Raw genomic sequence first — 21,603 nt, 5'->3', positions numbered from 1 at the left:
CTCAGCGACGTCCGGAGGGCCGAACCGACACGACCTCGACGGTCGCGTCCGGGTCGGCTTCGAGGACGAACTCCACGGCCTTGGCCACCGATGATGCCGACATGGCGATCGAGGCGTCGTACTCCCGCCCCTCCGCCACCTGCAGCTCTCGTTGCATGTCCGTGTCGACGCGGCCGGGATGGACCGAGGACACACGCACCACGCCCTTCTCCTCGGCGCGCAGCGCGTCCGCCCAGGCCCGCACGGCGAACTTGGACGCCGCGTACACGGAACCATTCGCGCCGGAGGTGAAGCCCGATCCGGAGTTGATGACGACCACGGTCCCCCGCGCGGCCCGCAGCTTGGGCAGCAGCAGGCGGGTCAGGTCGGCCACCGCGATCACGTTCACCTCGAGGACCCGTCGCCAGTCGTCGCGGGTGGTGTCCTCGACGCTGCCGTAGCCGACCACGCCGGCGGAGTGCACCAACGCGTCCAGCTTGCCGATGCCCTCGACGGCCGCGGCCACGGCGTCCGCGTCGGTGAGGTCGCAGACGAACCCGAGGGCGTCGGGGCAGTCGTCGACGACGGCCTCGACCGCTTCGGCGGACGTCCCTCCGACGATCACACGCCATGACTCGCAGAGCTGGCGGACCACCTCTCGTCCGATCCCCCGTGTCCCCCCGGTGACGAGCACCGTGGGTCGCGGCATCGCCCGCCGCAAGCGGGAGTCACGCAGGTTGGCCATCAACCCTCCGAAAGATTCGCCAGCACCTCATCCAGGTCGTCGGGCTTCACGAGCACCTCGCGGGGCTTGGATCCCTCCGACGGACCGACGATACTGCGCGTCTCGAGAATGTCCATCAGGCGTCCGGCCTTCGCGAACCCGACGCGCAACTTGCGCTGCAGCATCGACGTCGAGCCCAACTGGAGGTTGACGACGAGCTGGGCGGCCTCGAGGACGAGCTCGAGGTCGTCGCCGATGTCCTCGGCCACCTTCGTGCTCTCCTGCGGAGCGGCGACGTCCTCGCGGTACTGCGGGGCGAGCTGCTCCGTCACGTGCTTGACGACCTCGCGGATCTCGGCCTCGGTGACCCAGGCACCCTGCACGCGCACCGGCTTGGAGGCCCCCATCGGCAGGAACAGCCCGTCGCCCTGACCGACGAGCTTCTCCGCGCCGGGCTGGTCGAGGATGACGCGCGAGTCGGTCATCGACGACGTCGCGAACGCGAGGCGGCTGGGCACGTTGGCCTTGATCAGGCCGGTCACCACGTCGGTGGACGGGCGTTGGGTGGCCAGCACCAGGTGGATGCCCGCGGCTCGGGCGAGCTGGGTGATGCGGACGATGGAGTCCTCGACGTCGCGCGGGGCGACCATCATCAGGTCGGCGAGCTCGTCGACGATCACCAGCAGGTACGGGTACGGGGCGAGGACGCGCTCGGACCCCGGCGGCAGCTTCACCTGGCCCGCCCGGACGGCCTTGTTGAAGTCGTCCACGTGCCGGAACCCGAAGGCGGCCAGGTCGTCGTAGCGGGTGTCCATCTCCTTGCAGACCCACTGCAACGCCTCGGCGGCCTTCTTGGGGTTGGTGATGATCGGCGTGACCAGGTGCGGGATGCCCTCGTAGTTGGTGAGCTCCACGCGCTTGGGGTCGACCAGCATCATGCGCACCTCGTCCGGTGTGGCGCGCATCATGATCGAGGTGATGAGGCTGTTGATGAACGACGACTTGCCCGAGCCCGTCGCACCCGCCACCAGCAGGTGCGGCATCTTGGCCATGTTCGCGATGACGTAGCCGCCCTCGACGTCCTTGCCCAGACCGGTGATCATCGGGTGGTGGTCGCTGCGGGCGCGGTTGGAGCGCAGCACGTCACCCAGGGAGACGATCTCCTTGTCGACGTTCGGGATCTCGACGCCGATGGCCGACTTGCCCGGGATCGGGCTCAGGATGCGCACATCCGCGGACGCCACCGCGTAGGCGATGTTCTTGCCCAGCGCCGTGACCTTCTCGACCTTCACGCCGGTGCCGAGCTCGACCTCGTAGCGCGTCACCGTGGGACCGCGGGTGTAGCCGGTCACGGTCGCGTCGATGTCGAAGTCGCGGAAGACCTCGGCGAGCCTGTGCACCACCGCATCGGACGCCTCGGTCCGGCTCTTAGGCGCGGAGCCGGCCTTGAGCACCTGGGGTTCGGGGAGCACGTACTGGATGTCCCCGGACAGCACGGTCTGCTCGGCCCGCAGCGGCTCGTTGGAGTACGTCGGGGGCTGGAGGTCTCGCGGCTGGTCGACCGGCACGGACGCAGCCCCCTGGGTGCCCGGCTCGACCCCACCCGGTGCCTTGCCAGCGGTGATGGGGGGACGGGTCGCGTCCTCGTACACCTCTCCGGTGAACGGGTCGACCATCTCGTCCTGGGCAGCGTCGGCGGGATCGTCGCCGGGGAAGAAGTCGATGACCTCGCCCTCGGGGCGACCGCCGTCGCGGCGACCACCCCTGCGACGCGAGGGCTTGTCGTCCAGCACGAGTGGGGTGTCGTAGGCCTCGTCGACGCCGTAGGTCAGTTCCTGCTGGGGCTCCTCGCGACGGTACTGCTCGCGCCAGGCGTGCAAGCGCGGACCGATCTCGTACAGCGGGATGCCGGTGATGACGAGGGCACCGAACAGTGCCATCACGACCAGGACCGGGATGGCGACCCACACCGTCCCCAGGTCGGCGAGGAACGAACTGGGGATGAACCCCAGAGCACCGCCGGCCTCGCGCATCGCCTCCGGCGTGCTCGGGCTCGGAATGCCCTTGGCCACCGACACGAGTCCCAGGACCCCGAGTGAGAAGACCAGCCAGCCCACGGGCTGTCGACCGGCCGGGCCGTTGGCCGCGGGGTCGCGCAACGTCCGCCACGCCATGCCGAAGAAGGCCAACGGGAGGGCGACGCTGGCGCCACCGACGATCGTGGAGAACCCGATGCGGAGCCAGTCACCGAACTGCCCGGGGAGCATGAACCAGAAGGCCGCCGCAGTCAGGATGCCCAGCACGACGAGCAGGAGTCCGGTCCCGTCGCGTCGCTGCTCGGGGTCCAGGTCACGGACGCCGCTCCCGAGGCTCCGCACCAGGCCGCCCAGCAGCCCGGCCACGGCGCGCCACACGGCCGCGAGACCACGTCCGATGGCAGGGAGCAGGCCGCCGGAACCCCCGGACTTCTTCGCGGGGGCCCGACGTGAGTTCTTGGATGAGCTTCCGCCACGAGAAGTCGACGAACGAGGGGTGGACGCGTTCGATCGGCTCCGCGAGGGGGAAGACGCGCGGGTCGCCATGGGGCCGACCATAACAAGCCGCACGGTTCCGCCCCAAGCAACCACGCCGCCGACGACACCCCTTGACCACGCGGTGGCCACGGGTCGACCATGGGCGCAGCGCGGTCGACGCATGCGACCACCCCCACCGCTAGGACCCGCGATGAGAAGCCCGTACCCCGGTGACGAACTGCTGGATGCCGACGAGGCGCGGACGGCCGCCCTGCGCTACGAGAAGGAGAGGCCCGAACCTGCCGGTGCGGAGATCGGCCCCCCCGAGGAGCCGGACCGCCGCAAGGCCTACCTCAAGGCGTCCCTGACCCAGGAGAAGGCCCGCGCCGTCGTCGCCGACGCGGACGCCCAGGGCACGGTCCGGTCTGCCGCGGACACGCTGGCGGGACTCGCCCAGGAGCGCATCATCGGCTCCAGCGACCTGCGCGACATCAACTACCTCGAGCTGGCCGTGGCGGTCGCCCGTGCCGTCTGCCGCATCCGGATCGGTCGGGGTGCGGGCACCGGCGTCCTCGTCGGTCCGCGGTTGTTGCTCACCAACAACCACGTGCTGCGGTCCCCGGAGCAGGCGCTGACCGCCGAGGCGCAGTTCGACTACCAGGAGAACGCGACCGGCGAATTGCTCCCCGTCCAGGCCTACGCCTTCGACCCCACCACCTTCTTCGTCACCGACAAGCTGCTCGACTTCACGATCGTCGCCCTGGCCCTGACCTCCTCCAAGGGGCAACCGCTCGAGCGCTACCCCTGGACCCGGCTGAACCCCACCTTGGGCAAGGCCGAGGCCGGCGACCCGATCAACATCATCCAGCACCCCCGCGGCGGACTGAAACAGGTGGCCCTGCGCAACAACGAGGTCATCGTGATCCCCAACGGCAAGCCGGACTTCCTCTACTACACGACGGACACCGAGCCCGGATCCTCGGGCTCTCCCTGCTTCAACGACCAGTGGGAGATCATCGCGCTGCACCACTCCGGCGTTCCCCGGATGGACGGGGAGACGATCCTCAAGAAGGACGGCACACCCTGGAACGAGGCCACCGACGACCCCGCCCTCGTCGACTGGATCGCCAACGAGGGCGCCCGTGTCTCGGCGATGGTCGCCTCACTGAAGAAGTTCCCCCTCGACGGAGCGGCCGCCGCCCTCCGCGACGCGGCCCTCACCGGGACGCCGCCGAACCCGGTCGCGCTCGCGCGCACGGCCAAGGAGAGCGTCGTGGTCTCCGGCCCTGCCCATGCCCCGGCGCCCGTGGGCGTCCCGCTGGGCGCCTCCTTCACCGCCCAGGATCGCGGCGGTGTCAGCTTCCAAGTGCCCCTCACGATCACGGTCACGCTGGGCGACACCACCACCCCCGTCCCCCAGCCGGCACTCGCCGGCGAGGCCGACGCCCCTCGGGACGCCGCACCCTCCGCCCCCGACCTGGTGGTCGAGGGAACTCGCATCGATCCGGACTGGTCGACACGCCAGGGCTACGACCCCCAGTTCCTCGGCATCGAGGTGCCCCTCCCGACCCTGTCGCGGTCGATGAAGGGCCGTTCGGTGGAGGTGCCCGAGGAGTACCGGGTGCACGGCGACAAGTACGAACTCGCCTACCACCACTACTCGCTGGTCATGAACCTGGAGCGCCGGTTCGCCTGGTACAGCGCCGCGAACATCGACGGCCGCGAGCGACCCAAGCTCCCCAAGCGCAGGGACGCGTGGTTCATCGACCCGCGGATCGACGACCCGAAGGCGCCCAAGGTGCAACTCGGTGAGACCCTCTACGCGGCCGCCCGCACCGACCGCGGCCACCTCACCCGGTACGCCGACGTCGCCTGGGGTACACCCGGGGCCGCCCGGGACGCAGCCGCCGACACATTCCACTTCACCAACGCCTGCCTGCAGCTGGACGGATTCAACCAGCGCACCGAACGCTGGCAGGGCATCGAGCAGTTCCTGCTCGAACGGAAGGCCGCCAAGGAGTCGCGACGCATCAGCGTGATGACCGGGCCGCTGTTCCGCGACACAGACCCGCTGTACCGCAACGAGTTCATGGACGCCCCCGTCCGGATCCCCCTGGGGTTCTGGAAGGTCTGCGCTCTCGTGCGGGAGGACGGGACGTTGTCGGCCACCGCCTTCATCCTGGGGCAGGCCGACATCACGGCGTTGGGCGGCTTCGACGAGGCGTTCCTCGACGTGGCAGCCGTCCAGACGACCATCGAGAACGTCGAGAAGCAGACGGGCCTCACGTTCGGTGTCCTGCGGGACAACGACCACCTCGCGGCGGGCGGCGCACCCGGCAGCCTCGAGGTGGACGGCCGCACCGTGATCCCCCTGCACACCCTCGACGACATCGTGACCTGACCACCCCCCGGCAATGCCGACCGAAGGAGGCAACCATGCCTGAGAGCAAGAGCCGCGCCACCAAGTCCGGGTCCGACGAGGGAACCCCCGCCCAGGACCGTCTGGACCCCCGCGTCTTCGACGCGATGTTCCCCGCGCCACCCGAGTTCCTGCCCGAGTTGATCGGACTGGAGGCGGAGGGCGACGAGTACTCGTTCCTGCTCGAGACCATCTGTGGTCTCGCCGACGACAGCCAACCCGTCGAGCAGTACGACGGGACCCTGGGCGTGACCCGCGCCTTCGTGGACGCACACCAGTCGGCGGTCGCCCAGGTGCAGTGGAACGACGACCTGGCCACGCACTACACCAACCCCGGCAACGTCAACGGCGCGCGCTGGGGCTCGGGGACGATGATCAGCCCCGACCTGTTCCTCACCTGCGGGCACCTGTTCGACCAGACCGGCAACGGCTGGACGCGCCCGATGGTGAACGGCACGTCGACGACCATCTCCCCGCAGGAGATCGCCACCCGCATGCACCTGAACTTCAACTACCAGGTGGACGCCTCGGGCACGCTCCGCACCGAGGCCAGCTTCCCGATCACCCAGCTCATCGAGTACCGCCTCGGCGGGGTGGACATGGCGATCTGCCGCATCGGCGGGTCGCCCGGCAACACCTACGGGTTCACGCAGGTGGCCACGGCCGACGTCGCGCTCAACGCCATGATCGCGATCATCGGCCACCCGGCCGGACGCCCCAAGCGCATCGAGGCGGGCCCGGCGACCGGGCTCGTCCCCGGACGGCTCCTCTACAACGACATCGACACCCTCGGCGGCAACTCCGGCTCGGGCATCCTCGGACCGGCCGGGTCCATCGTCGGCGTCCACACCAATGGCGGCTGCAACCCGCAGGGGACGGGGTCGAACTTCGGCGTGCCGATCATGACGATCCGCAACGTCTCGCCGACCCTGCAGAACCTCAACACCGCCACCGCCGTGATCCCCGACCGGATCGCCACCTCGCCCCAGGACGACCTCGTGGGAACGCTCGCCTTCCGCGACACCGGCGTGGTCGCCGACCAGATCCGGACGTCCCCGCGCGACGACCTGGCCACGGTGGCCTGGTCGGACACCAACCGGCTCTGGGATTCCATCATCACCAACCCCCTCCGCGACAACGCCACCACCCCGCTCGGGGACCGGCCGCCGATCGGCACCGGCGGCGTCGCCGACTCGCTCCAGGAGCACATCGACCCGGGCTGGCTCGATCCCGTGGTGAACCCCGCGGTCGTGCGCGACCCGGTGATCGGCGGCGGCCTGCGTCCGTTCGTGCTGCAGGGCGGCCACCGCTTCGGACCGGAGGCGGCCGGAGCGCAGGGCGGCCGAGAGGAGTACGAGGCGATGCTCGAGCAGTACGAGGCCGCCCTGCTCGCGGCCGAGGAGCAACTGGAGGCGCTGAAGCAGGAGTACACGGAGTTCTACGCCCGCTACGCCGAGACCTTCGGGCCGCAAGCTTGACGTGATCGGCATCATCGCCAGCGAGGCTGACGTCCACGCCCAGGGTGTGGCCGCGCGCCTCGCCGATCTCGGGTCCGCCGCCGTGTTCCTGGACACGGCGGCGGTCCCCACCCGCGCCCGCATCACCAGCCACCACTCCCCCGCGGTGCCGTGGGCCGCCTCCTGGGTCGAGGAGGGCACCACCGGGAAGCAGGTGGACCTCACCTCCCTCCGCGCGATGTGGTGGCGCCGGCCGCTCCCCCACGAACTGCACGCCGAACTCGGGACACCGACCGACCGGCGGTTCGCCTACGGCGAGGTGGACGCCGCCGTCCGGGGACTGTGGTCGTGCACGGACGCCACCTGGGTCAACGATCCGGATCGCGACCTCGCGGCGTCCCGGAAGCTGTGGCAGCTCAAGGTCGCTTCGCAGTTGGGGCTGCGGGTCCCGCGCACGTGCGTCACGACCGATCCCGCCGAGGCGCGGGCCTTCCTCGCCGGCGAGGCCGACGGTGCGATCTTCAAGCCGTTCGGCGGCCTCGAGGAGGCGTGGGCGGAGACCCGGCTGGTGGAGCCGTCCGACCTCGACCTGCTCGACCACGTCCGACTGGCGCCGGTGATCTTCCAGGAACTGATCCCCGGCGGGATCGACATCCGTGTGACCGTCGTGGGGCAGGACGTGCACGCCGCGGAGATCCGATCGCACGAGTCGTCCTACGCGTACGACTTCCGGATGGACACCGCCAACGCGCCGATCCTGCCGCACCTCCTCCCCGACGAGGTCGTGGGCCGTCTGCACGCCCTCATGGCGCACTTCGGCCTGCTGTACGGCGCGATCGACCTGCGGCGGGCACCGGACGGCGACTACGTGTTCCTCGAGATCAACCCGGCCGGCCAGTGGCTGTTCATCGAGCTCGCGACCGGTCAACCGATCACGACGTCCCTGGCCCGGTTGCTCCACGACCTGGACACGACCGGCTCCCCGGCCTGACCCACTACCTTGTCGCGCCTGCTAGCATGTGGGGCAAGTCGACGAAGGAGGCACCGTGGTCCCGTTCATGTCCATGGCGTTCATGGCCGTCACCGCCCTGGTCTGCGTGGCCGCCCCGATGGGCGCCATGCTGTGGATCTGGACGCGACGCTCACCCGAGGGGCACCGGCGCTGGCCCGGGGTCTGGAGGTCGTTCGGCATCGGCGCGCTCGCTTTCGTCGTCTCGCAAGTGCTGACGCGTGTGCCGCTCATGACCCTGGTCGTGCCACAACTGCCGGAGCCGTGGCCGTCGATCCTCCTGTCGGGGCCGGTCGCGAGTTACAGCGCCGGTCTGTTCGAGGAGACCGCACGCCTGCTGCTCATGCTGTGGCTCATGAAGGCGTTCCACCGCTGGATCGACGGCGTCTCCTTCGGCCTGGGCCACGGCGGCATCGAGGCCATCCTGCTGGTCGCCGGGGCGAACGTGAACAACCTCGTGCTCAGTTCCATCATCAACGCCGGCGGATGGGACGCCATCGCCCGGACGCTGCCCGCCGAGACCGCCGAGCAACTGCGCAGCGCCCTGGTCGACACGAGCCCGTGGCTGTTCCTGCTCGGCGGTGTCGAACGCCTGGCCGCGATCACCCTCCACATCGCGTGCAGCCTGCTGGTGCTGGCGGGCATCGTGCACGGCCGCAAGCTGCTCGGCTGGGCGTCCGCCGTCGTCCTGCACGGCACGTTCAACCTCGTCGCCGTCAGCCTGGTGGGTGCGGGCGTCCACCCTGTGGCCGTCGAGGCCGTGCTCGTCGCGCTCGCCGTCGCGCTCTGGCTGGCGATCCTGAGGAGCCGCCGCCTCTTCGACCCGCGTGCCGCCTCAGAAGTGGCGCCAGCCCCCGGCGTCGCGTGACCAGAGGGTCCCGTCGACCGTGACCCGCGCCGCATGTCCGGGTGGCAGATCCCCCAGGATCCTCGGGGTTTCTCCACCCGGAAAAGCATCCAGCGGCAGGACCCGTCCGATGAGGGTCCACCCCTCGGGAACATCTGCCTCGGCGAACGTGCCCAGCAGGGCGTGGTCGTCGCCGCCGGTCAGGATGTAGTGGAGGGCGTCTCCCCCACCGATCGCCGCGGCGACGGTCTTCTGGGCCTCGTCCACGTCCAGCGCGGACGAGCTGAGGTCGATGGCCACCCCGGACGCCTCGGCGACGTGGCCCAGATCCGCCAGCAGCCCGTCGGAGCAGTCGATCAGGGCGGACGCCCCGGCCTCGGCCGCGACGCGGCCCTGGCCGTACGGCACCTCCGGGACGCGGTGGGCGCGCACGACGGCCCCGGGCGACCGGAAGCCACGCGTGAGGACGGCCAGCCCGGCGGCCGCCATCCCGAGGCGACCCGTGTAGGCGACGACGTCGCCGGGTCGGGCACCGGAGCGGAGCAGGGGCGCGCGCCCATCGAGGTCGCCGAAGACGGTGACGACGATCCCGATGGCCGGGCCCCGGGTGGTGTCGCCGCCCATCAGTGCGGCGCCGGCGCGCTCACACTCCTCGCGGACGCCTCGGCTGAATTCAAGAGCCCACACGGTCGGGGTCTCCGGCGGCGCCGAGAACGCCACGACCGCGCCCAGCGGGGTGGCCCCCATGGCCTCGACGTCAGCGAACGCGGACGCGATGGCCTTCCGTCCCACGTCGTGCGGCCCCGACCACGCCTTCTTGAAGTGGACCTCCTCGTACATCGCGTCCGTGGAGACGACGACCTGGCCCTTGGGCGCGAAGACGGCGCAATCGTCGCCGGGGCCGACGGCCACGGCGTCCGGCATGGTGAGCCCGGACGTGATCTCGGAGATCAGGCCGAACTCGCCCTCGTCGGCGATGGTGCGACCGGCCATCAGCGCAGCCCCGTGGGGCGCTCCAGTGCGAGCCGGACCAGCTCGGCGATGAGGTCGGCGTAGCTCACGCCCGAGGCCTCGAACAGCTGCGGGTACATCGAGATGTAGGTGAAGCCGGGCATCGTGTTGAGCTCGTTGACGAAGATCTCCTCGTCGGCGGTGACGAACATGTCGACGCGGGCCAAGCCCTCGGCGCCCATCGCACGGAAGGTGCGGGCGCCGATGCGCTGGAGGCGTGCCAAGAGCGGGCCCTCAATGGCGGCCGGGACGTCGAGGCTCACGAGGTCACCCGGGGTGTACTTGGCCTCGAAGTCGTAGAAGCTGTCGGGGTCGTGCATGCGGATCTCACCCGCCAGCGAGACGCGCGGGGGGCCGTCCAGGCTGTCGAGCACGGCCACCTCGACCTCGCGGGCGCCCATGACCCCCTGCTCGACGATGATCTTGGGATCGTAGGCGAAGGCCTCCTCGACGCAGGGGATGAGGTCGTCGAGCGTGTTCGCCTTGCTGATGCCCAGGCTGGAACCGCCGCGAGCGGGCTTGACGAACACGGGGAACGTCAGGTCGGCCTCGACCTTGGCCAGGAAGTGATCGCGTTCGCCCTGCCACTGGCGACGGTGGATCGTCACCCAGGGGGCGATGGGCAGGCCCGCGCCGGCGAGCGCGGTCTTCATGAGGTCCTTGTCCATGCCGTTGGCCGACGCCGCGACCCCCGAGCCCACGTACCGGATGCCCAGCATCTCGAACATGCCCTGGATCGTGCCGTCCTCGCCGAAGGGGCCGTGCAGCAGGGTGAAGGCCACGTCGAAGTCACGGGCGTCGACCAGCCGGTCACCGTCGAGCGTGGCGATGCGGCCTCCGCCGTCGCGGCGCATCAGCAGGGCTTCGGGGCGGTCCTCGTCCAGGCGGGGCAGCCTGCCGTCGACGACCTCCATCGCGGCCATGTCCTCCGTGGCCACCTGGACCCAGCGACCGCTGGGCGTGATGCCGACGCCGATCACCTCGAACCGCTCGGTGTCGATCGCGCGGGTGACACCCCCGGCGGTCAGGCAACTCACGTCGTGCTCGGAGCTGACTCCGCCGAAGATGATCGCGACGCGGATGCGGTCGGCCATGCTGGGTTCCCTCTTTCGAACGTGGCTGGTGCGGGGATCACACTACCGGCGGCACGCGCACCCGAGGCCACGACGACGATCGCTCGGGCACTCAGCCCACGGCGGCGTCCCACCACTTCAGGACGCGCAGTGCGTGGAAGGTCAGCCACGGCGAGGGTTCCCCCACCGGCACATCGGTGTCGAACCAGACCTGGCCCTTGTACCGGGTGCCTTGGCGCCAGCGGCCGTCCTCGTCACGGGCGGCGCGGAGGAGTTCGATTGCCTCGGCGGCGCGGGGGTCGGGCGGCAGCCCGTCGTGCAGGGATGCCTCGCGAAGGTGGTCGAGCACCCGGAGCGACGTGTACACCCACCTGAAGGGATGGGCGAGGTCGTCGACCCAGGGCCCGACGGGCTCCCCGGTCGTCAACCGGTAGCGCAGCCTCCGTTGCAGGAGGTACTCCTGCCCGCGCTGCCGCGCCGCGCGGAGGGCCTCGTGGCCGCCGACGGCCCGCTCGTGGAAGAGGATCCCCCGCATGGCGTTGAGGGTGGAGTGGAACGAGGCACGCGCCGAGCCGTCGACCCACTCGCAGTTCCAACCGCCCTCGGCCATCTCGTGGTCGAGGAACCAGTCGACCAAGCCATGCACGTCGGCCCCCAGCCAGGTCCCGTTGGCGAGCGTGAAGGCGTTGATGCAGCAGTCGACCTCGCCACCCCAGTAGGGCAGGTCGTCGTACTCCCAGCGGCTGTTGGCGGCGAGCTTCTCAGCGGTGTCGCCCAGTTCGGACGCCGGCACGCCCCACTCGCGCAGGGCGTTGAGGGACCACGTCGTCGCGGTGTAGGGCTGGCCGTCGTCATCGTCGGGTCGGTTGAGGGCCCGTGGGTCGGCCCGCGTCGGGAAGTACGCTCCCCCGGCCCACTGGCCGTCCTCGTCCTGCAGGGCGAGGAGGCGGGCACCCATTCCCTCGCGGGCGACCTTGGCACGGGTCGCCTGCCAGACCTGTTCGGGGGCGTCGGCAAGATCGCGCTCGACCTGCCAGCGCAGAGCCGGATCGGTGTCCAACATCCAATCGAGCAACTCATCAGAGGGCATGCCCCAGCGTAGGCGCGGGTCGCGGAGGTGTCGATGGGACGAAGGTCAGCTGTGGTCACCCGCTGTCACCGGCGGTCGACGGGACCCGCACTAGGCTTTGGCCCATGCACTCGAAGGTGACCGTCGCGCGCCGAGCCGGCGACGGCTGGGACTGCGTCGACGACGCCGGTCGCCGCATCCTGGTGCCCGCCACGTCAGTCGACCCCTCCGTGCGCGAGCTACGGGTGGGCCAGCGGCTGGCCGTCGAGATCGTGGACGCCGTCGTGGTGCGGGCGTTCCTGCCGTAGCTGGCTCGCGTTTCTTCCCCCTGGGCCGGACGCCGGTTTCCCCGTCTTGCGCCGCCTCCCCGTTCTTACGCCGCCTCCCCGGTCTTACGCCGCCTCCCCGCTGACTGGACGCCGCTTTCCCCGTGCTACGCCGCTAGCAGGCGGTGTTCTTCAGGTCACCCGGCGTGCGCGCGAGACGCCGAGGCCATGAGGGTCCTCTTCAGGGTGACGCCCGCGGGCAGACCCAGCCCACCCGCCGACCCAGCACACCCGCCAACTCAGCGCACCCGCCGACTCAGTGCACCCGCCGACTCAGTGCACCCGCCCCTCAGGTCACGCGGAACGCCGCCGCCGGAACCTCTCTGCGTGGTCGAACTCCTCCCGGAGCTTCGTCCCCAGCGCGCGGACGTCCCGCGCGACCATCCAACCCCAATGACACGGCCACCAGCCGGCACGCCGGACCTGGTCGTCGCGTTCCCGTTCGGCGCCGAACACCTTGGCCGGTGATTGCTTGAGCGTTTCGAACCGGTCCTGGTACTTGGCCTCGCCGTCCATCTCCCCGACCAGACCGTGCTCGGGCCACCCGAAGTCCGAACAGGCGACCCACCCCTCGGGGCCCGTCACCTGGAACTGCAGCACCGGTTTGGGCAGCCCCGCACGTGCCATGGTCACTCGGCTCACCGACTCCGCCACCGAGCCGGATGCCCCATCCGCGAAGGTGGCCACACTCCGCAGGGCGGGAACGCCGGCCAGACGGGGGTCCGCGTCCGCGATGGCCAGCAACTCGTCGGTGCTGACACCACGACTCAAGGCCTGGTCGGCGGCCACAACGGCCCAGGTGAACTCGGTGCTGCGCGCGAGGTCGGCGGCGGTCCGGGCCAACGATGTGATGCGGAGGCCGTCGAGTTCGACCACGTCCTCCGCGGACGGCTTCGCCACGTGCATGTGGTAGCCCGAACGCTTGCGCACCTTCGCGGGCGGCGCAACAGTCAGGTGAACCGAGTCGGGCACGTCCGCTTGGACCGTCAATCCGTGGATCACGGCCGCCGACGCGTGCGAGGCCACCACGCTCGCACCCTGCCGTGACATGATCGCCCGCACCAGCGCGGTGTGCGCGTCGCGGGGAGACAGGTCGCCCGCCCAGCGGAACACGCTGCGCGCCACCCGGACCAGTTCCCCCGACGCGACTGCCCGGGCGATGCGATGGTCGGTCCAGCCCTCGGTCGCGAGCTGGGCCGTCGTGCGCAGGATGGGAGCCGTCACGCCCCAGACACTAGGCACCGCCTGCCACGTCCGGCGGCACGGCCCCTCGCCCTTCACGCAGACGCCGGATCCCCCGAGGAACGCCGCCAGCAAGGGGCGTCGCTCGGGGGATCCGGTGTGAGGAGCGCCAGCCTTCAGGGCCGACAGCAACCCAGGGTCAGTTGGCGACCTTCGCCGGGATCGTCTTGACCTTCCACGACGGACGCGTGGCCTCGTAGGCCGTGATGTCGGCGTCCTTCTGCAGGGTGATGCCGATGTCGTCCAGCCCGTTCAGCAGGCGGTGGCGGGTGTAGTCGTCGATGGTGAACGAGTACACGGCATCGCCGGCCTTGATGGACTTGCCCTCCAGGTCGACCGTGATCTCGGCGCCCGGGTTGGCATCGAGGTGGTCCCAGAGCGCCTCGACGACGTCCTGCTCGACGAGTGCCACCAGCAGGCCGGACTTGCCCGAGTTGCCCCGGAAGATGTCGCCGAACCGCGAGCCGATGACGACCTTGAAGCCGTAGTTCTGCAGCGCCCAGACGGCGTGCTCACGCGAGGAACCGGTGCCGAAGTCGGGGCCGGCCACGAGGACCGAGCCCACCTTGTAGGCGTCCTGGTTGAGCACGAACTCGGGGTCGTTGCGCCAGGCGGCGAACAGGCCGTCCTCGAAGCCCGAGCGGGTCACGCGCTTGAGGTAGACGGCCGGGATGATCTGGTCGGTGTCGACGTTCGAGCGGCGCAGCGGGACGCCGATGCCGGTGTGCGAGGTGAACTTCTCCATGTCAGCTACTCCTGCTCAGAGATCGGCGGGGGACGAGAGGGTGCCACGGACGGCCGTGGCTGCGGCGACCGCCGGGGACACGAGGTGGGTACGCCCACCCTTGCCCTGGCGTCCCTCGAAGTTGCGGTTCGAGGTCGACGCGGAACGCTCCCCCGGCTTCAGCTGGTCCGGGTTCATGCCCAGGCACATCGAGCAGCCCGCCTCGCGCCACTCGGCGCCGGCAGCCGTGAAGATGGCGTCCAGCCCCTCCTCCATGGCCTGCAGGCGGACGCGGGCCGAGCCCGGCACCACCATCATGCGGACGCCGTCGGCGACCTTGCGGCCCTCCAGCACGGACGCCGCGAGGCGCAGGTCCTCGATGCGGCCGTTGGTGCAGGAGCCCAGGAAGACGGTGTCGACCTTGACGTCCTTCATCCTGGTGCCGGCAGTCAGGCCCATGTACTCCAGGGCGCGCTCGGCGGCGGCACGGTCGACGGGGTCGCTGAAGTCCTCCGGCGACGGGATCGCCTCACCGAGGCCGATGCCCTGACCGGGGTTGGTGCCCCAGGTGACGAACGGGGTGAGCTGGGTGGCGTCGATCCTCACCTCGGCGTCGAAGACGGCGTCGTCGTCGGAGCGCAGCGTCTTCCAGTACTCGACCGCGGCGTCCCAGTCGGCGCCCTCGGGGGCGTGCGGACGGCCCTTGAGGTAGGCGAACGTGGTCTCGTCCGGCGCGATCATGCCGGCCTTGGCGCCCCACTCGATCGACATGTTGCAGATCGTCATGCGGCCCTCCATCGACATGTTCTCGATGGTGGAGCCGCGGTACTCGACGATGTAGCCCTGGCCGCCGCCGGTGCCGACCTTGGCGATGAGCGCGAGGACGACGTCCTTGGGGGTGACGCCCGCGGCGAGCTCGCCGTCGATGGTGACGGCCATGCGCTTGGCGGGGGCCTGGTTCAGGGTCTGGGTGGCCAAGACGTGCTCGACCTCGGACGTGCCGATGCCGAACGCCAGGGCTCCGAACGCGCCGTGGGTCGAGGTGTGGGAGTCGCCGCAGACGATCGTCATCCCCGGCTGGGTGACGCCCAGCTGCGGGCCGATGATGTGGACGACGCCCTGGTCCTTGTCGCCGAGGGAGTGCAGCCGGATGCCGAACTCCTGGGCGTTCCTGCGCAGCGTGTCGACCTGCAGGCGCGACACGGGGTCGGCGATCGGCAGGGTGATGTTCTCGGTCGGGGTGTTGTGGTCCTCGGTCGCGAGGGTCAGGTCCGGACGCCGGACGGGACGGCCCGCGAGGCGCAGGCCATCGAAGGCTTGGGGGCTGGTCACCTCGTGCACGAGGTGCAGGTCGATGTACAGCAGGTCCGGCTCGCCCGCGGCGCGTCGGACGACGTGGTCCTCCCAGACCTTGTCACTCAGGGTCTTGCCCATTGGTTTCCCTTCTGCTTCCGGTGGCTGCGACCCACCTCGCCGGTGGGGTGAGCCGGCCTCAAGGCCGTTGGTATCAGCCTACAACTTGCATATCAAAACTTGAGACGGCAATATCAGAGTATGGACAGTTCTTCTGGTGTGGGGGTCCTCGACAAGGCCGCCCAGGTACTCACAGCGCTTGAGCAGGGTCCCACGACCCTCGCGGGCCTGGTGACCTCGACCGGACTGGCCCGCCCGACCGCCCATCGCCTCGCGGTGGCCCTCGAGCACCACCGTCTGGTCAGCCGTGACCTGCAAGGGCGTTTCGTCCTCGGTCCGCGCCTCACCGAACTGGCCTCGGCCGCCGGCGAGGATCGACTGCTCGCCACCGCCGGCCCCGTGCTGGCCCGCCTGCGTGACATCACCGGCGAGTCAGCCCAATTGTTCCGCCGCCAGGGCGACTTCCGCATCTGCGCCGCCACCGCCGAGCGCCCGTCCGGCCTTCGGGACACCGTACCGGTCGGCACCCAGCTCACCATGAACGCGGGGTCGGCCGCCCAGGTGCTCCTGGCCTGGGAGGATCCCGAGCGCATCCAGCGTGGGCTCACCAACGCAACCTTCTCCGCCGTGGCCCTTTCCACCGTGCGCCGTCGTGGCTGGGCGCAATCCGTCGCTGAGCGCGAGGCCGGCGTTGCCTCCGTGTCGGCACCGGTGCGTTCCCCCAATGGAAAGGTGATCGCGGCCGTCAGCGTGTCCGGCCCCATCGAGCGCCTGACCCGCCAGCCCGGCCGCATGCACGCCCCGGCCGTGATGGCTGCCGCCGAGCGCCTCTCCGAGGTGCTGCGCCGCAGCGGGGACTCCTGATCCTCAGGGCCGCCTGAACCACCCCAGCAGCCCTCGCGCGCCGGGTTCCTCAGCCGACACGACCAACGGTTCGCCCAGCGGTTGACCCGTTAGCCGCGGCAGGACCACCGCGAGGCAGGCGTCGATCTCGTCGGCGCACTGCCGTGCGACCACCGGTCCACGCCGGTACGGGTCCTCGACGTCGAAGCTCATCGAATTGGACCCGACCGCCCCGACCACAGACGACACGATCTCGGGGCCGTCCAGGCTCGACCAGTCGCCGAAGGAGGGGTGCAGGCGCTCCGCCGCTGCCGCGACCTGGCGGAGGCTGACCACCTTCGCGCGGTTGTCCTGATCGATCTGCAGGAGCCGCATGTAGTGGGCGAACTCGAAGACGACCACCAGGTCGGCGTCCGCGACGAGGTCGTCGTCCACTGCGCGGCTGACGTGACCGGACGCATCTCCTCCGCGCTCGACGAGCAGGCGTTCCATCGCCTCGTCCATGCCGCGTCCGGGATAGCCCGGAACCCCCGCGCTGGACACGTCCAGCGCCGCACCGACGGCCTGGTGCGTCCGGCGCTCCGCGTACGGTGAGCGGGAGATGTTGGCGGTGCAGACGAACAGGACCCTCAACGGCGCGAGGATGCCCAGGCTGCGCTGACCCGACGGCGGCTCGGTCATGGCGTCCAGCCGAGCAGGCCTTGGGCCACCAGGGAGTCGAGGTAGGCGCGGGCGTCGTCCGCGACCGTCTGGACGGGGACGTCCAGCAACTCCGCCAGAACCGCCGGGACGTCATCCTCGCCGTCCGCGGCGATGCTCCAGATGAGGGCCGCGGTGTCGTGGAGGGCCAGCGCGTCCCCATCGGGAAGCTGCATCAGGTAGACCGACACGGGGCGATCCCCCTCCGGGGGCAGCACGACGTGTCCGAGACGGTCCGGGATGAAGTAGGTCACAGCGCCCCCCGCCCACGCCCCAGGCGTGCCGCGAGGCGTCCCAGCTCGGACGCCACGAGGCGGAACTGGTGCGCCCAGGCACGGATCATCGCGAGGGGACCGGGCTTGTGCCCCAGTTCCCGCTCCAAGCGGTCCGGCTTGGGGGCGACCAGGTGGACGGCGGTGCGCAGGGCGTGCCACGGGCTGGACTGCGCCCGGACCCTCGCCCACCAGAGGACCGTCCGTGACGTCTCACCGCTGGCGAGCGCACTCCACAGCGGGTGGGCGCGGTCCCCGCGGTGTTGCTCGAGGCGTCCCGTGCCCGCGGCCAGCGCGACGTCGGCGTGCAGTCGGGACGCCAGCGCGTCCACCTCGGCACGCTCGGCGGCCGAGGCCGCACCCCACGCCAGCTCGATGTCCCGGTGTCCCAGTTCCCCACCGCGGACCGCGTGGAGGATCAGCACCAGCCTCTGGGCCGCCAAGCTCGGAACAGCGCAGGGCTGACCGGCCAACTCGAATGAGTGACGGTCGGCCCAGAGCACGTCGAAGGCCTCCTCCCTCGGCAGGCTGATGCCGGGAAACGTCCGGTGGATGTCGGCGTGGCACACCCCCGGGCGGATCCACGTCGAGGCGTGCTCGAAGGCGGACCCGTCCTCGAACCGGTACACCATCGTCCAGCGGTGCGCGGTCATCGCGGCGAAGAATCGCTTCACGTGGCTGGGTCGGACGAGGACGTCGGCGTCCACGCTGGCGCGCGGCACGGGCTGCGTCGTGGTCTCCCCCGTGTCGGGGTCGGTGACCACCCGGCGCGGCAGGAGGGCGGCATCCACCGCGGCACCCTTGATGTGGAGCAGGTCGACAGCCGCGTCGTCCGCGATCACCTGCAGAGCCGCAGCGGCCAGCGGAACGCCGGCCAACAACGGCATCTGCTCGAGGGAACCCACCCACGAGAGCCTACGCGATCGCATGGTAGTTTCCGAGGCGTGAAGATCGTGGTCACCGGCGGCGCCGGATTCATCGGATCCAACCTCGCACGCGAGCTCCTGACCCGTCCCGAGGTGGGCCAGGTGGTGGCCTTCGACAACCTGTCCACCGGCAACCGGGCCAACCTCGACGGCGTCGACGCCGATCTGGTGGTGTCGACCATTCTGGACGCCGACGCCCTCGACTCCGCGTTCGCCGATGCGCGCGCCGTCGTCCACCTGGGCGCCCTGCCGTCCGTGCCGCGTTCGGTGCTCGACCCGGTCGCCTCCCACCACGCCAACGCGACCGGAACGCTCGAGGTGCTGCAGGCGGCGCGCAGGGCCGGCAACATCCCGGTCGTGGTCGCGAGTTCGTCGTCCGTGTACGGCGCGAACCGGGAGCTGCCCAAGCGGGAGACGATGCGGACCGCGCCGATCTCCCCCTACGCCGTCAGCAAGCAGGCGACGGAGGCGTACGCCCTGTCCTTCGGTCACACCTACGGCCTCCCCACCCTTGCCTTCCGGTTCTTCAACGTCTACGGGCCCCTCCAACCCGCCGGTCACGCGTACGCCGCGGTCATCCCGGCCTTCATCGATGCCGCCCTGCGGGGCGTGCCGCTCACCGTGCACGGCGACGGCGAGCAGACCCGCGACTTCACCTTCGTGGGCACCGTGGCGCGGGTGCTGGCGGACGCCGCGGTCGGCGGCGTGCACGACCTCGATCCGGTGAACCTGGCCTTCGGGTCGCGGACCTCCCTCAACGCGCTGATCGGGCTGATCGGCGAGGCCCTCGGCACGGAACCGCAGGTCAACCACACCGAACCCCGCGCCGGTGACGTGCGCGACTCCCAGGCCGACAACAGCCGCCTTCGCGCCTTGTTCCCCAACGTCGAGCCCGTGCCCCTCGCCGACGGAGTCCGGGCCACCGTCGAGTGGTTCCGGACGCTGCCCGAGTACCAGAGCTGACCATGCTTCGCCGGGTTCGCGGACTGGGCCTGCTGGATTCAGTCGCCCTCGGCGTCGTGCTTCTCTGGTGCGCTTGGGTCATCGCTGCGACCGTGCTGGCCGGCCGCCCGGCCGCCCCCGCCCTCTTTTACACAGTGCCCGCCCTCGTGGCAGTGGCCGGCGTGGCCCTCGGACGGTGGACGGCCACCCACGCGTCACGGTGGTTGGTGCCGGGGATCATCGTCGGGGTCGCCCTGTTCTTCGCCATCGGCTGGCTCGCCACGCCCACCCCGGGCAAGCTCCCCACGCGCTACCCCAACGCCAACGCGGCGGTGGGCGTCCAACTGGTGGCGCTCAGCTGCTTGGCGTGGCAGGGCCGGCGGCACCGCGCCCGACGCCTCGACCTCACTCCCGAACCGCCCCCCGGGCGGCCCGACGCCACCCCGGCTCGGTGGGCGGACCCGCTGCGTCGGCGCGAAGCCTGGCTGGCGCCGGCAGCGCTGATGACTTCCCTCCTGGTGGTGGCCGTCAACGCGTCCCGGGCCGCCACCTTGGTGGCTGTCCCGGTCCTGCTGCTGTGCCTGGTCGCGGTGGCGCTCCGCGGCGGCCCGTGGCGCTGGCTGACCATCACGGCCGGCGGGGCAGCCATGGCGGCGGCGGCGTACGCGCAGGTGACGTTGGCCCGGCAGTCCACGTGGCCGGACGCCGTGGTCGCGGCGCTCAGCCGGGTGCGCAAGCAGCTGTGGAGTGAGGCGTTGGGGCTGTGGTCCCGACACCGGCTGACCGGCGGTGGCGCCGGCTCGTTCCGGGAGACGAACCAACTCTCCCAGGACCCCGACCTGGCCGCAGCCCACTCCTCAGTGCTGCAGGTGGGGTCGGAGTTCGGCTTCGTCGGCGTGTCGATCTTCGCCGCGTTCCTGCTCGTGGGCCTGCTGCTGGCCAGCCGCGGCAACCGCGCCACCACGCTCATCGCCGCGAGCGCGTGGGTCGGGCTCGGCGTCCACTCGACGATGGACCACCTGTACGAGTTCGCGGCCGTGACCCTCAGCGCCGCCGCGGTGCTCGGCTGGGCGAGTGCCGCACCTCAGAACAGCTCGATGTCCCCCAGCGTCAGGCACCAGTCGGACGCCGGCGGCGGCGTGGCGGCCAGGGGTCGGGACGTCAACAGCGGCCCCGTGCCGGGCAGCGGCAGCGGCACCAGCCCGGCCGACGGGCCGGTCCGCAAACCGATCGCGTAGTCGGCGCCCGTCTCCCGCAGCACCCGAGCGACGAGCTTGGCACCGGTGAGGTAGTCGGGCACCAGTTGTTCGATGATCGCCGCCTCGACGGTGTCGCCCCGCCGCCGCAACCGGAACACCACGCCGCCCTCGGCGGGATCCGACGACGCCAATAACACCCGGTAGCGGAGCGGCCCGAACGACGTGCGCCAGGCCAGGTGCTCCGGCGTCCGATCGGTGCGGAACCTCTTCATGGGCGCGTGCTGCAAGAGGGCCTCGGCGAAGGCACGGTCGGTGAACGCCTCGGCGGCACCCCAGCCCACGGAAGTCTCCTCGGACCACAGGTTCGCCGGCACCTTGGAGCGCGCCATCTTGGGCAGGGCACCCGGCCGGGCCGGCAGGACGCCCACAGGCAGCCGCCGGACGACGCTCCAGCCCATCTTGAGGTAGCCGGGGCGGCTCTGGTCGTTCGGGGTGTTGAAGACGATCCCGTCCCCGGCCAGCGTGAGTTCGGCGACGCCGCGCAGCGTGAGGGTGCGGAAGATGCCCAGCCCCTGGTAGTCGGGATGGGTCGCGGTGTCGACGGCCCGGACGGCCGTGACCTTCTTGCCCTCGTCGTTCACGAAGCGCCAGCGCATCAGCGTCCGGTAGCCCACGGCCCGCCCGTCGTGCAGGGCCACCCAGGCAGCCGACGGGCCGAACGAGTTCTCCCGATGCTTCCACTGCAGGAACGCTTCGTAGTGCGGGTCGTCACCCTTCTTCAACGACTCGCGCAGCATCGGCACGACGACGGCGTCGTCCTCCGGGACCGCGGCGCGCACCTCGAGGTCGGCGGGCGTCAGCTTGGGCATGGGGTCCTCCCTGCGTTGGTAGGCTGCCCCCAGCCTAGGGGCTGCCC

The 21,603-nt window shown here is 70.8% G+C and carries 19 protein-coding genes and 1 pseudogene; 8 read left to right on the top strand and 12 right to left on the bottom strand.

Annotated features, from left to right (window positions below; all coding sequences use genetic code 11):
• Nucleotide 1: 1 nt before the first annotated feature.
• Together AC5YDV_RS00195 and AC5YDV_RS00190 are read right to left on the bottom strand one after the other, a co-directional pair.
• On the bottom strand, nucleotides 2-724 hold the full coding sequence (locus AC5YDV_RS00195; protein ID WP_496181585.1) for an SDR family oxidoreductase: 723 nt from the start codon (nucleotides 722-724) through the stop codon (nucleotides 2-4).
• Nucleotides 724-3,285: an FtsK/SpoIIIE family DNA translocase gene (locus tag AC5YDV_RS00190; protein ID WP_496181584.1), complete on the bottom strand. Its 2,562-nt coding sequence runs from the start codon at nucleotides 3,283-3,285 to the stop codon at nucleotides 724-726. Before AC5YDV_RS00190 ends, AC5YDV_RS00195 begins: the two co-directional genes overlap by 1 nt.
• Before the next feature lie 142 nt (nucleotides 3,286-3,427).
• On the opposite strand from AC5YDV_RS00190, the gene AC5YDV_RS00185 reads away from it, so the two are divergent.
• Genes AC5YDV_RS00185 through AC5YDV_RS00170 form a run of 4 tightly spaced genes read left to right on the top strand, consistent with a single transcriptional unit; the run spans nucleotide 3,428 to nucleotide 8,969 of the window.
• On the top strand, nucleotides 3,428-5,617 hold the full coding sequence (locus AC5YDV_RS00185; protein ID WP_496181583.1) for a DNA/RNA non-specific endonuclease: 2,190 nt from the start codon (nucleotides 3,428-3,430) through the stop codon (nucleotides 5,615-5,617).
• Nucleotides 5,618-5,652: 35 nt separating this feature from the next.
• A complete protein-coding gene (locus AC5YDV_RS00180) occupies nucleotides 5,653-7,113 on the top strand; it encodes a trypsin-like serine peptidase (RefSeq protein WP_496181582.1) in 1,461 nt (486 codons plus the stop codon).
• 1 nt (nucleotide 7,114) lies between these two features.
• The gene (locus AC5YDV_RS00175) at nucleotides 7,115-8,083 is read left to right on the top strand and encodes an MvdC/MvdD family ATP grasp protein (RefSeq protein WP_496181581.1); all 969 of its coding nucleotides are present in this window, start codon (nucleotides 7,115-7,117) and stop codon (nucleotides 8,081-8,083) included.
• Nucleotides 8,084-8,138: 55 nt separating this feature from the next.
• Nucleotides 8,139-8,969, top strand: coding sequence for a YhfC family intramembrane metalloprotease (locus tag AC5YDV_RS00170; protein ID WP_496181580.1), 831 nt, complete (start codon nucleotides 8,139-8,141; stop codon nucleotides 8,967-8,969).
• Here the strand turns inward: AC5YDV_RS00170 and AC5YDV_RS00165 are convergent.
• From AC5YDV_RS00165 to AC5YDV_RS00155, 3 genes are all read right to left on the bottom strand, one after another.
• Complete coding sequence (locus tag AC5YDV_RS00165) at nucleotides 8,937-9,944, bottom strand: thiamine-phosphate kinase (RefSeq protein ID WP_496181745.1); 1,008 nt, start codon at nucleotides 9,942-9,944, stop codon at nucleotides 8,937-8,939. The two genes, AC5YDV_RS00170 and AC5YDV_RS00165, sit on opposite strands and share 33 nt — an antisense overlap.
• Nucleotides 9,941-11,053: a D-alanine--D-alanine ligase family protein gene (locus tag AC5YDV_RS00160; RefSeq protein ID WP_496181579.1), complete on the bottom strand. Its 1,113-nt coding sequence runs from the start codon at nucleotides 11,051-11,053 to the stop codon at nucleotides 9,941-9,943. Before AC5YDV_RS00160 ends, AC5YDV_RS00165 begins: the two co-directional genes overlap by 4 nt.
• A 91-nt stretch (nucleotides 11,054-11,144) precedes the next feature.
• Nucleotides 11,145-12,122 (bottom strand): squalene cyclase, encoded by a 978-nt coding sequence (locus tag AC5YDV_RS00155; protein ID WP_496181578.1) that lies wholly within the window; start codon nucleotides 12,120-12,122, stop codon nucleotides 11,145-11,147.
• 104 nt (nucleotides 12,123-12,226) lie between these two features.
• On the opposite strand from AC5YDV_RS00155, the gene AC5YDV_RS00150 reads away from it, so the two are divergent.
• Nucleotides 12,227-12,409 carry a hypothetical protein gene (locus AC5YDV_RS00150; RefSeq protein WP_496181577.1) on the top strand — a complete coding sequence of 61 codons (183 nt, stop codon included), beginning with the start codon at nucleotides 12,227-12,229 and terminating at the stop codon, nucleotides 12,407-12,409.
• A gap of 312 nt (nucleotides 12,410-12,721) precedes the next feature.
• Here AC5YDV_RS00150 and AC5YDV_RS00145 read toward each other — a convergent pair whose 3' ends face one another.
• From AC5YDV_RS00145 to leuC, 3 genes are all read right to left on the bottom strand, one after another.
• Nucleotides 12,722-13,651: a type IV toxin-antitoxin system AbiEi family antitoxin domain-containing protein gene (locus AC5YDV_RS00145; RefSeq protein WP_496181576.1), complete on the bottom strand. Its 930-nt coding sequence runs from the start codon at nucleotides 13,649-13,651 to the stop codon at nucleotides 12,722-12,724.
• Nucleotides 13,652-13,808: 157 nt separating this feature from the next.
• The gene (leuD, locus tag AC5YDV_RS00140) at nucleotides 13,809-14,414 is read right to left on the bottom strand and encodes a 3-isopropylmalate dehydratase small subunit (RefSeq protein ID WP_496181575.1); all 606 of its coding nucleotides are present in this window, start codon (nucleotides 14,412-14,414) and stop codon (nucleotides 13,809-13,811) included.
• Nucleotides 14,415-14,429: 15 nt separating this feature from the next.
• Nucleotides 14,430-15,827 (bottom strand): 3-isopropylmalate dehydratase large subunit, encoded by a 1,398-nt coding sequence (leuC, locus tag AC5YDV_RS00135; RefSeq protein WP_496181574.1) that lies wholly within the window; start codon nucleotides 15,825-15,827, stop codon nucleotides 14,430-14,432.
• Nucleotides 15,828-15,947: 120 nt separating this feature from the next.
• Here leuC and AC5YDV_RS00130 point away from each other — a divergent pair, with 120 nt between their 5' ends.
• Nucleotides 15,948-16,670 (top strand): IclR family transcriptional regulator, encoded by a 723-nt coding sequence (locus AC5YDV_RS00130; protein WP_496181573.1) that lies wholly within the window; start codon nucleotides 15,948-15,950, stop codon nucleotides 16,668-16,670.
• A gap of 3 nt (nucleotides 16,671-16,673) precedes the next feature.
• Here the strand turns inward: AC5YDV_RS00130 and AC5YDV_RS00125 are convergent, their stop codons facing one another.
• Genes AC5YDV_RS00125 through AC5YDV_RS00115 form a run of 3 tightly spaced genes read right to left on the bottom strand, consistent with a single transcriptional unit; the run spans nucleotide 16,674 to nucleotide 18,525 of the window.
• Complete coding sequence (locus AC5YDV_RS00125) at nucleotides 16,674-17,330, bottom strand: arsenate-mycothiol transferase ArsC (RefSeq protein WP_496181572.1); 657 nt, start codon at nucleotides 17,328-17,330, stop codon at nucleotides 16,674-16,676.
• Nucleotides 17,327-17,602, bottom strand: coding sequence for a PqqD family protein (locus AC5YDV_RS00120; protein ID WP_496181571.1), 276 nt, complete (start codon nucleotides 17,600-17,602; stop codon nucleotides 17,327-17,329). Before AC5YDV_RS00120 ends, AC5YDV_RS00125 begins: the two co-directional genes overlap by 4 nt.
• Complete coding sequence (locus tag AC5YDV_RS00115) at nucleotides 17,599-18,525, bottom strand: nucleotidyltransferase family protein (protein WP_496181570.1); 927 nt, start codon at nucleotides 18,523-18,525, stop codon at nucleotides 17,599-17,601. The genes AC5YDV_RS00120 and AC5YDV_RS00115 overlap by 4 nt, the downstream gene beginning before the upstream one ends.
• A 39-nt stretch (nucleotides 18,526-18,564) precedes the next feature.
• On the opposite strand from AC5YDV_RS00115, the gene AC5YDV_RS00110 reads away from it, so the two are divergent.
• On the top strand, nucleotides 18,565-19,509 hold the full coding sequence (locus AC5YDV_RS00110; protein ID WP_496181569.1) for an NAD-dependent epimerase/dehydratase family protein: 945 nt from the start codon (nucleotides 18,565-18,567) through the stop codon (nucleotides 19,507-19,509).
• A gap of 2 nt (nucleotides 19,510-19,511) precedes the next feature.
• Nucleotides 19,512-20,384 (top strand): annotated as a pseudogene (locus tag AC5YDV_RS00105) (O-antigen ligase family protein); the annotation flags it as partial.
• 188 nt (nucleotides 20,385-20,572) lie between these two features.
• On the opposite strand, the gene AC5YDV_RS00100 reads toward AC5YDV_RS00105, so the two are convergent.
• On the bottom strand, nucleotides 20,573-21,556 hold the full coding sequence (locus AC5YDV_RS00100; RefSeq protein WP_496181568.1) for a GNAT family N-acetyltransferase: 984 nt from the start codon (nucleotides 21,554-21,556) through the stop codon (nucleotides 20,573-20,575).
• Nucleotides 21,557-21,603: the final 47 nt, after the last annotated feature.

The organism is Propioniciclava sp. LT432, from assembly GCF_059515965.1.
The sequence above is the reverse complement of the archived record's forward strand: the minus strand, read 5'-3'. Positions and strand labels throughout refer to the sequence as shown.

Coding starts and splice junctions, on each gene's coding strand:
- leuC (WP_496181574.1), bottom strand. CDS start 15,827: ATGGGCAAGACCCTGAGTGACAAGGTCTGGGAGGACCACGTCGTCCGA.
- AC5YDV_RS00155 (WP_496181578.1), bottom strand. CDS start 12,122: ATGCCCTCTGATGAGTTGCTCGATTGGATGTTGGACACCGATCCGGCT.
- AC5YDV_RS00160 (WP_496181579.1), bottom strand. CDS start 11,053: ATGGCCGACCGCATCCGCGTCGCGATCATCTTCGGCGGAGTCAGCTCC.
- AC5YDV_RS00100 (WP_496181568.1), bottom strand. CDS start 21,556: ATGCCCAAGCTGACGCCCGCCGACCTCGAGGTGCGCGCCGCGGTCCCG.
- AC5YDV_RS00150 (WP_496181577.1), top strand. CDS start 12,227: ATGCACTCGAAGGTGACCGTCGCGCGCCGAGCCGGCGACGGCTGGGAC.
- leuD (WP_496181575.1), bottom strand. CDS start 14,414: ATGGAGAAGTTCACCTCGCACACCGGCATCGGCGTCCCGCTGCGCCGC.
- AC5YDV_RS00195 (WP_496181585.1), bottom strand. CDS start 724: ATGGCCAACCTGCGTGACTCCCGCTTGCGGCGGGCGATGCCGCGACCC.
- AC5YDV_RS00190 (WP_496181584.1), bottom strand. CDS start 3,285: ATGGCGACCCGCGCGTCTTCCCCCTCGCGGAGCCGATCGAACGCGTCC.
- AC5YDV_RS00180 (WP_496181582.1), top strand. CDS start 5,653: ATGCCTGAGAGCAAGAGCCGCGCCACCAAGTCCGGGTCCGACGAGGGA.
- AC5YDV_RS00125 (WP_496181572.1), bottom strand. CDS start 17,330: ATGACCGAGCCGCCGTCGGGTCAGCGCAGCCTGGGCATCCTCGCGCCG.
- AC5YDV_RS00185 (WP_496181583.1), top strand. CDS start 3,428: ATGAGAAGCCCGTACCCCGGTGACGAACTGCTGGATGCCGACGAGGCG.
- AC5YDV_RS00130 (WP_496181573.1), top strand. CDS start 15,948: ATGGACAGTTCTTCTGGTGTGGGGGTCCTCGACAAGGCCGCCCAGGTA.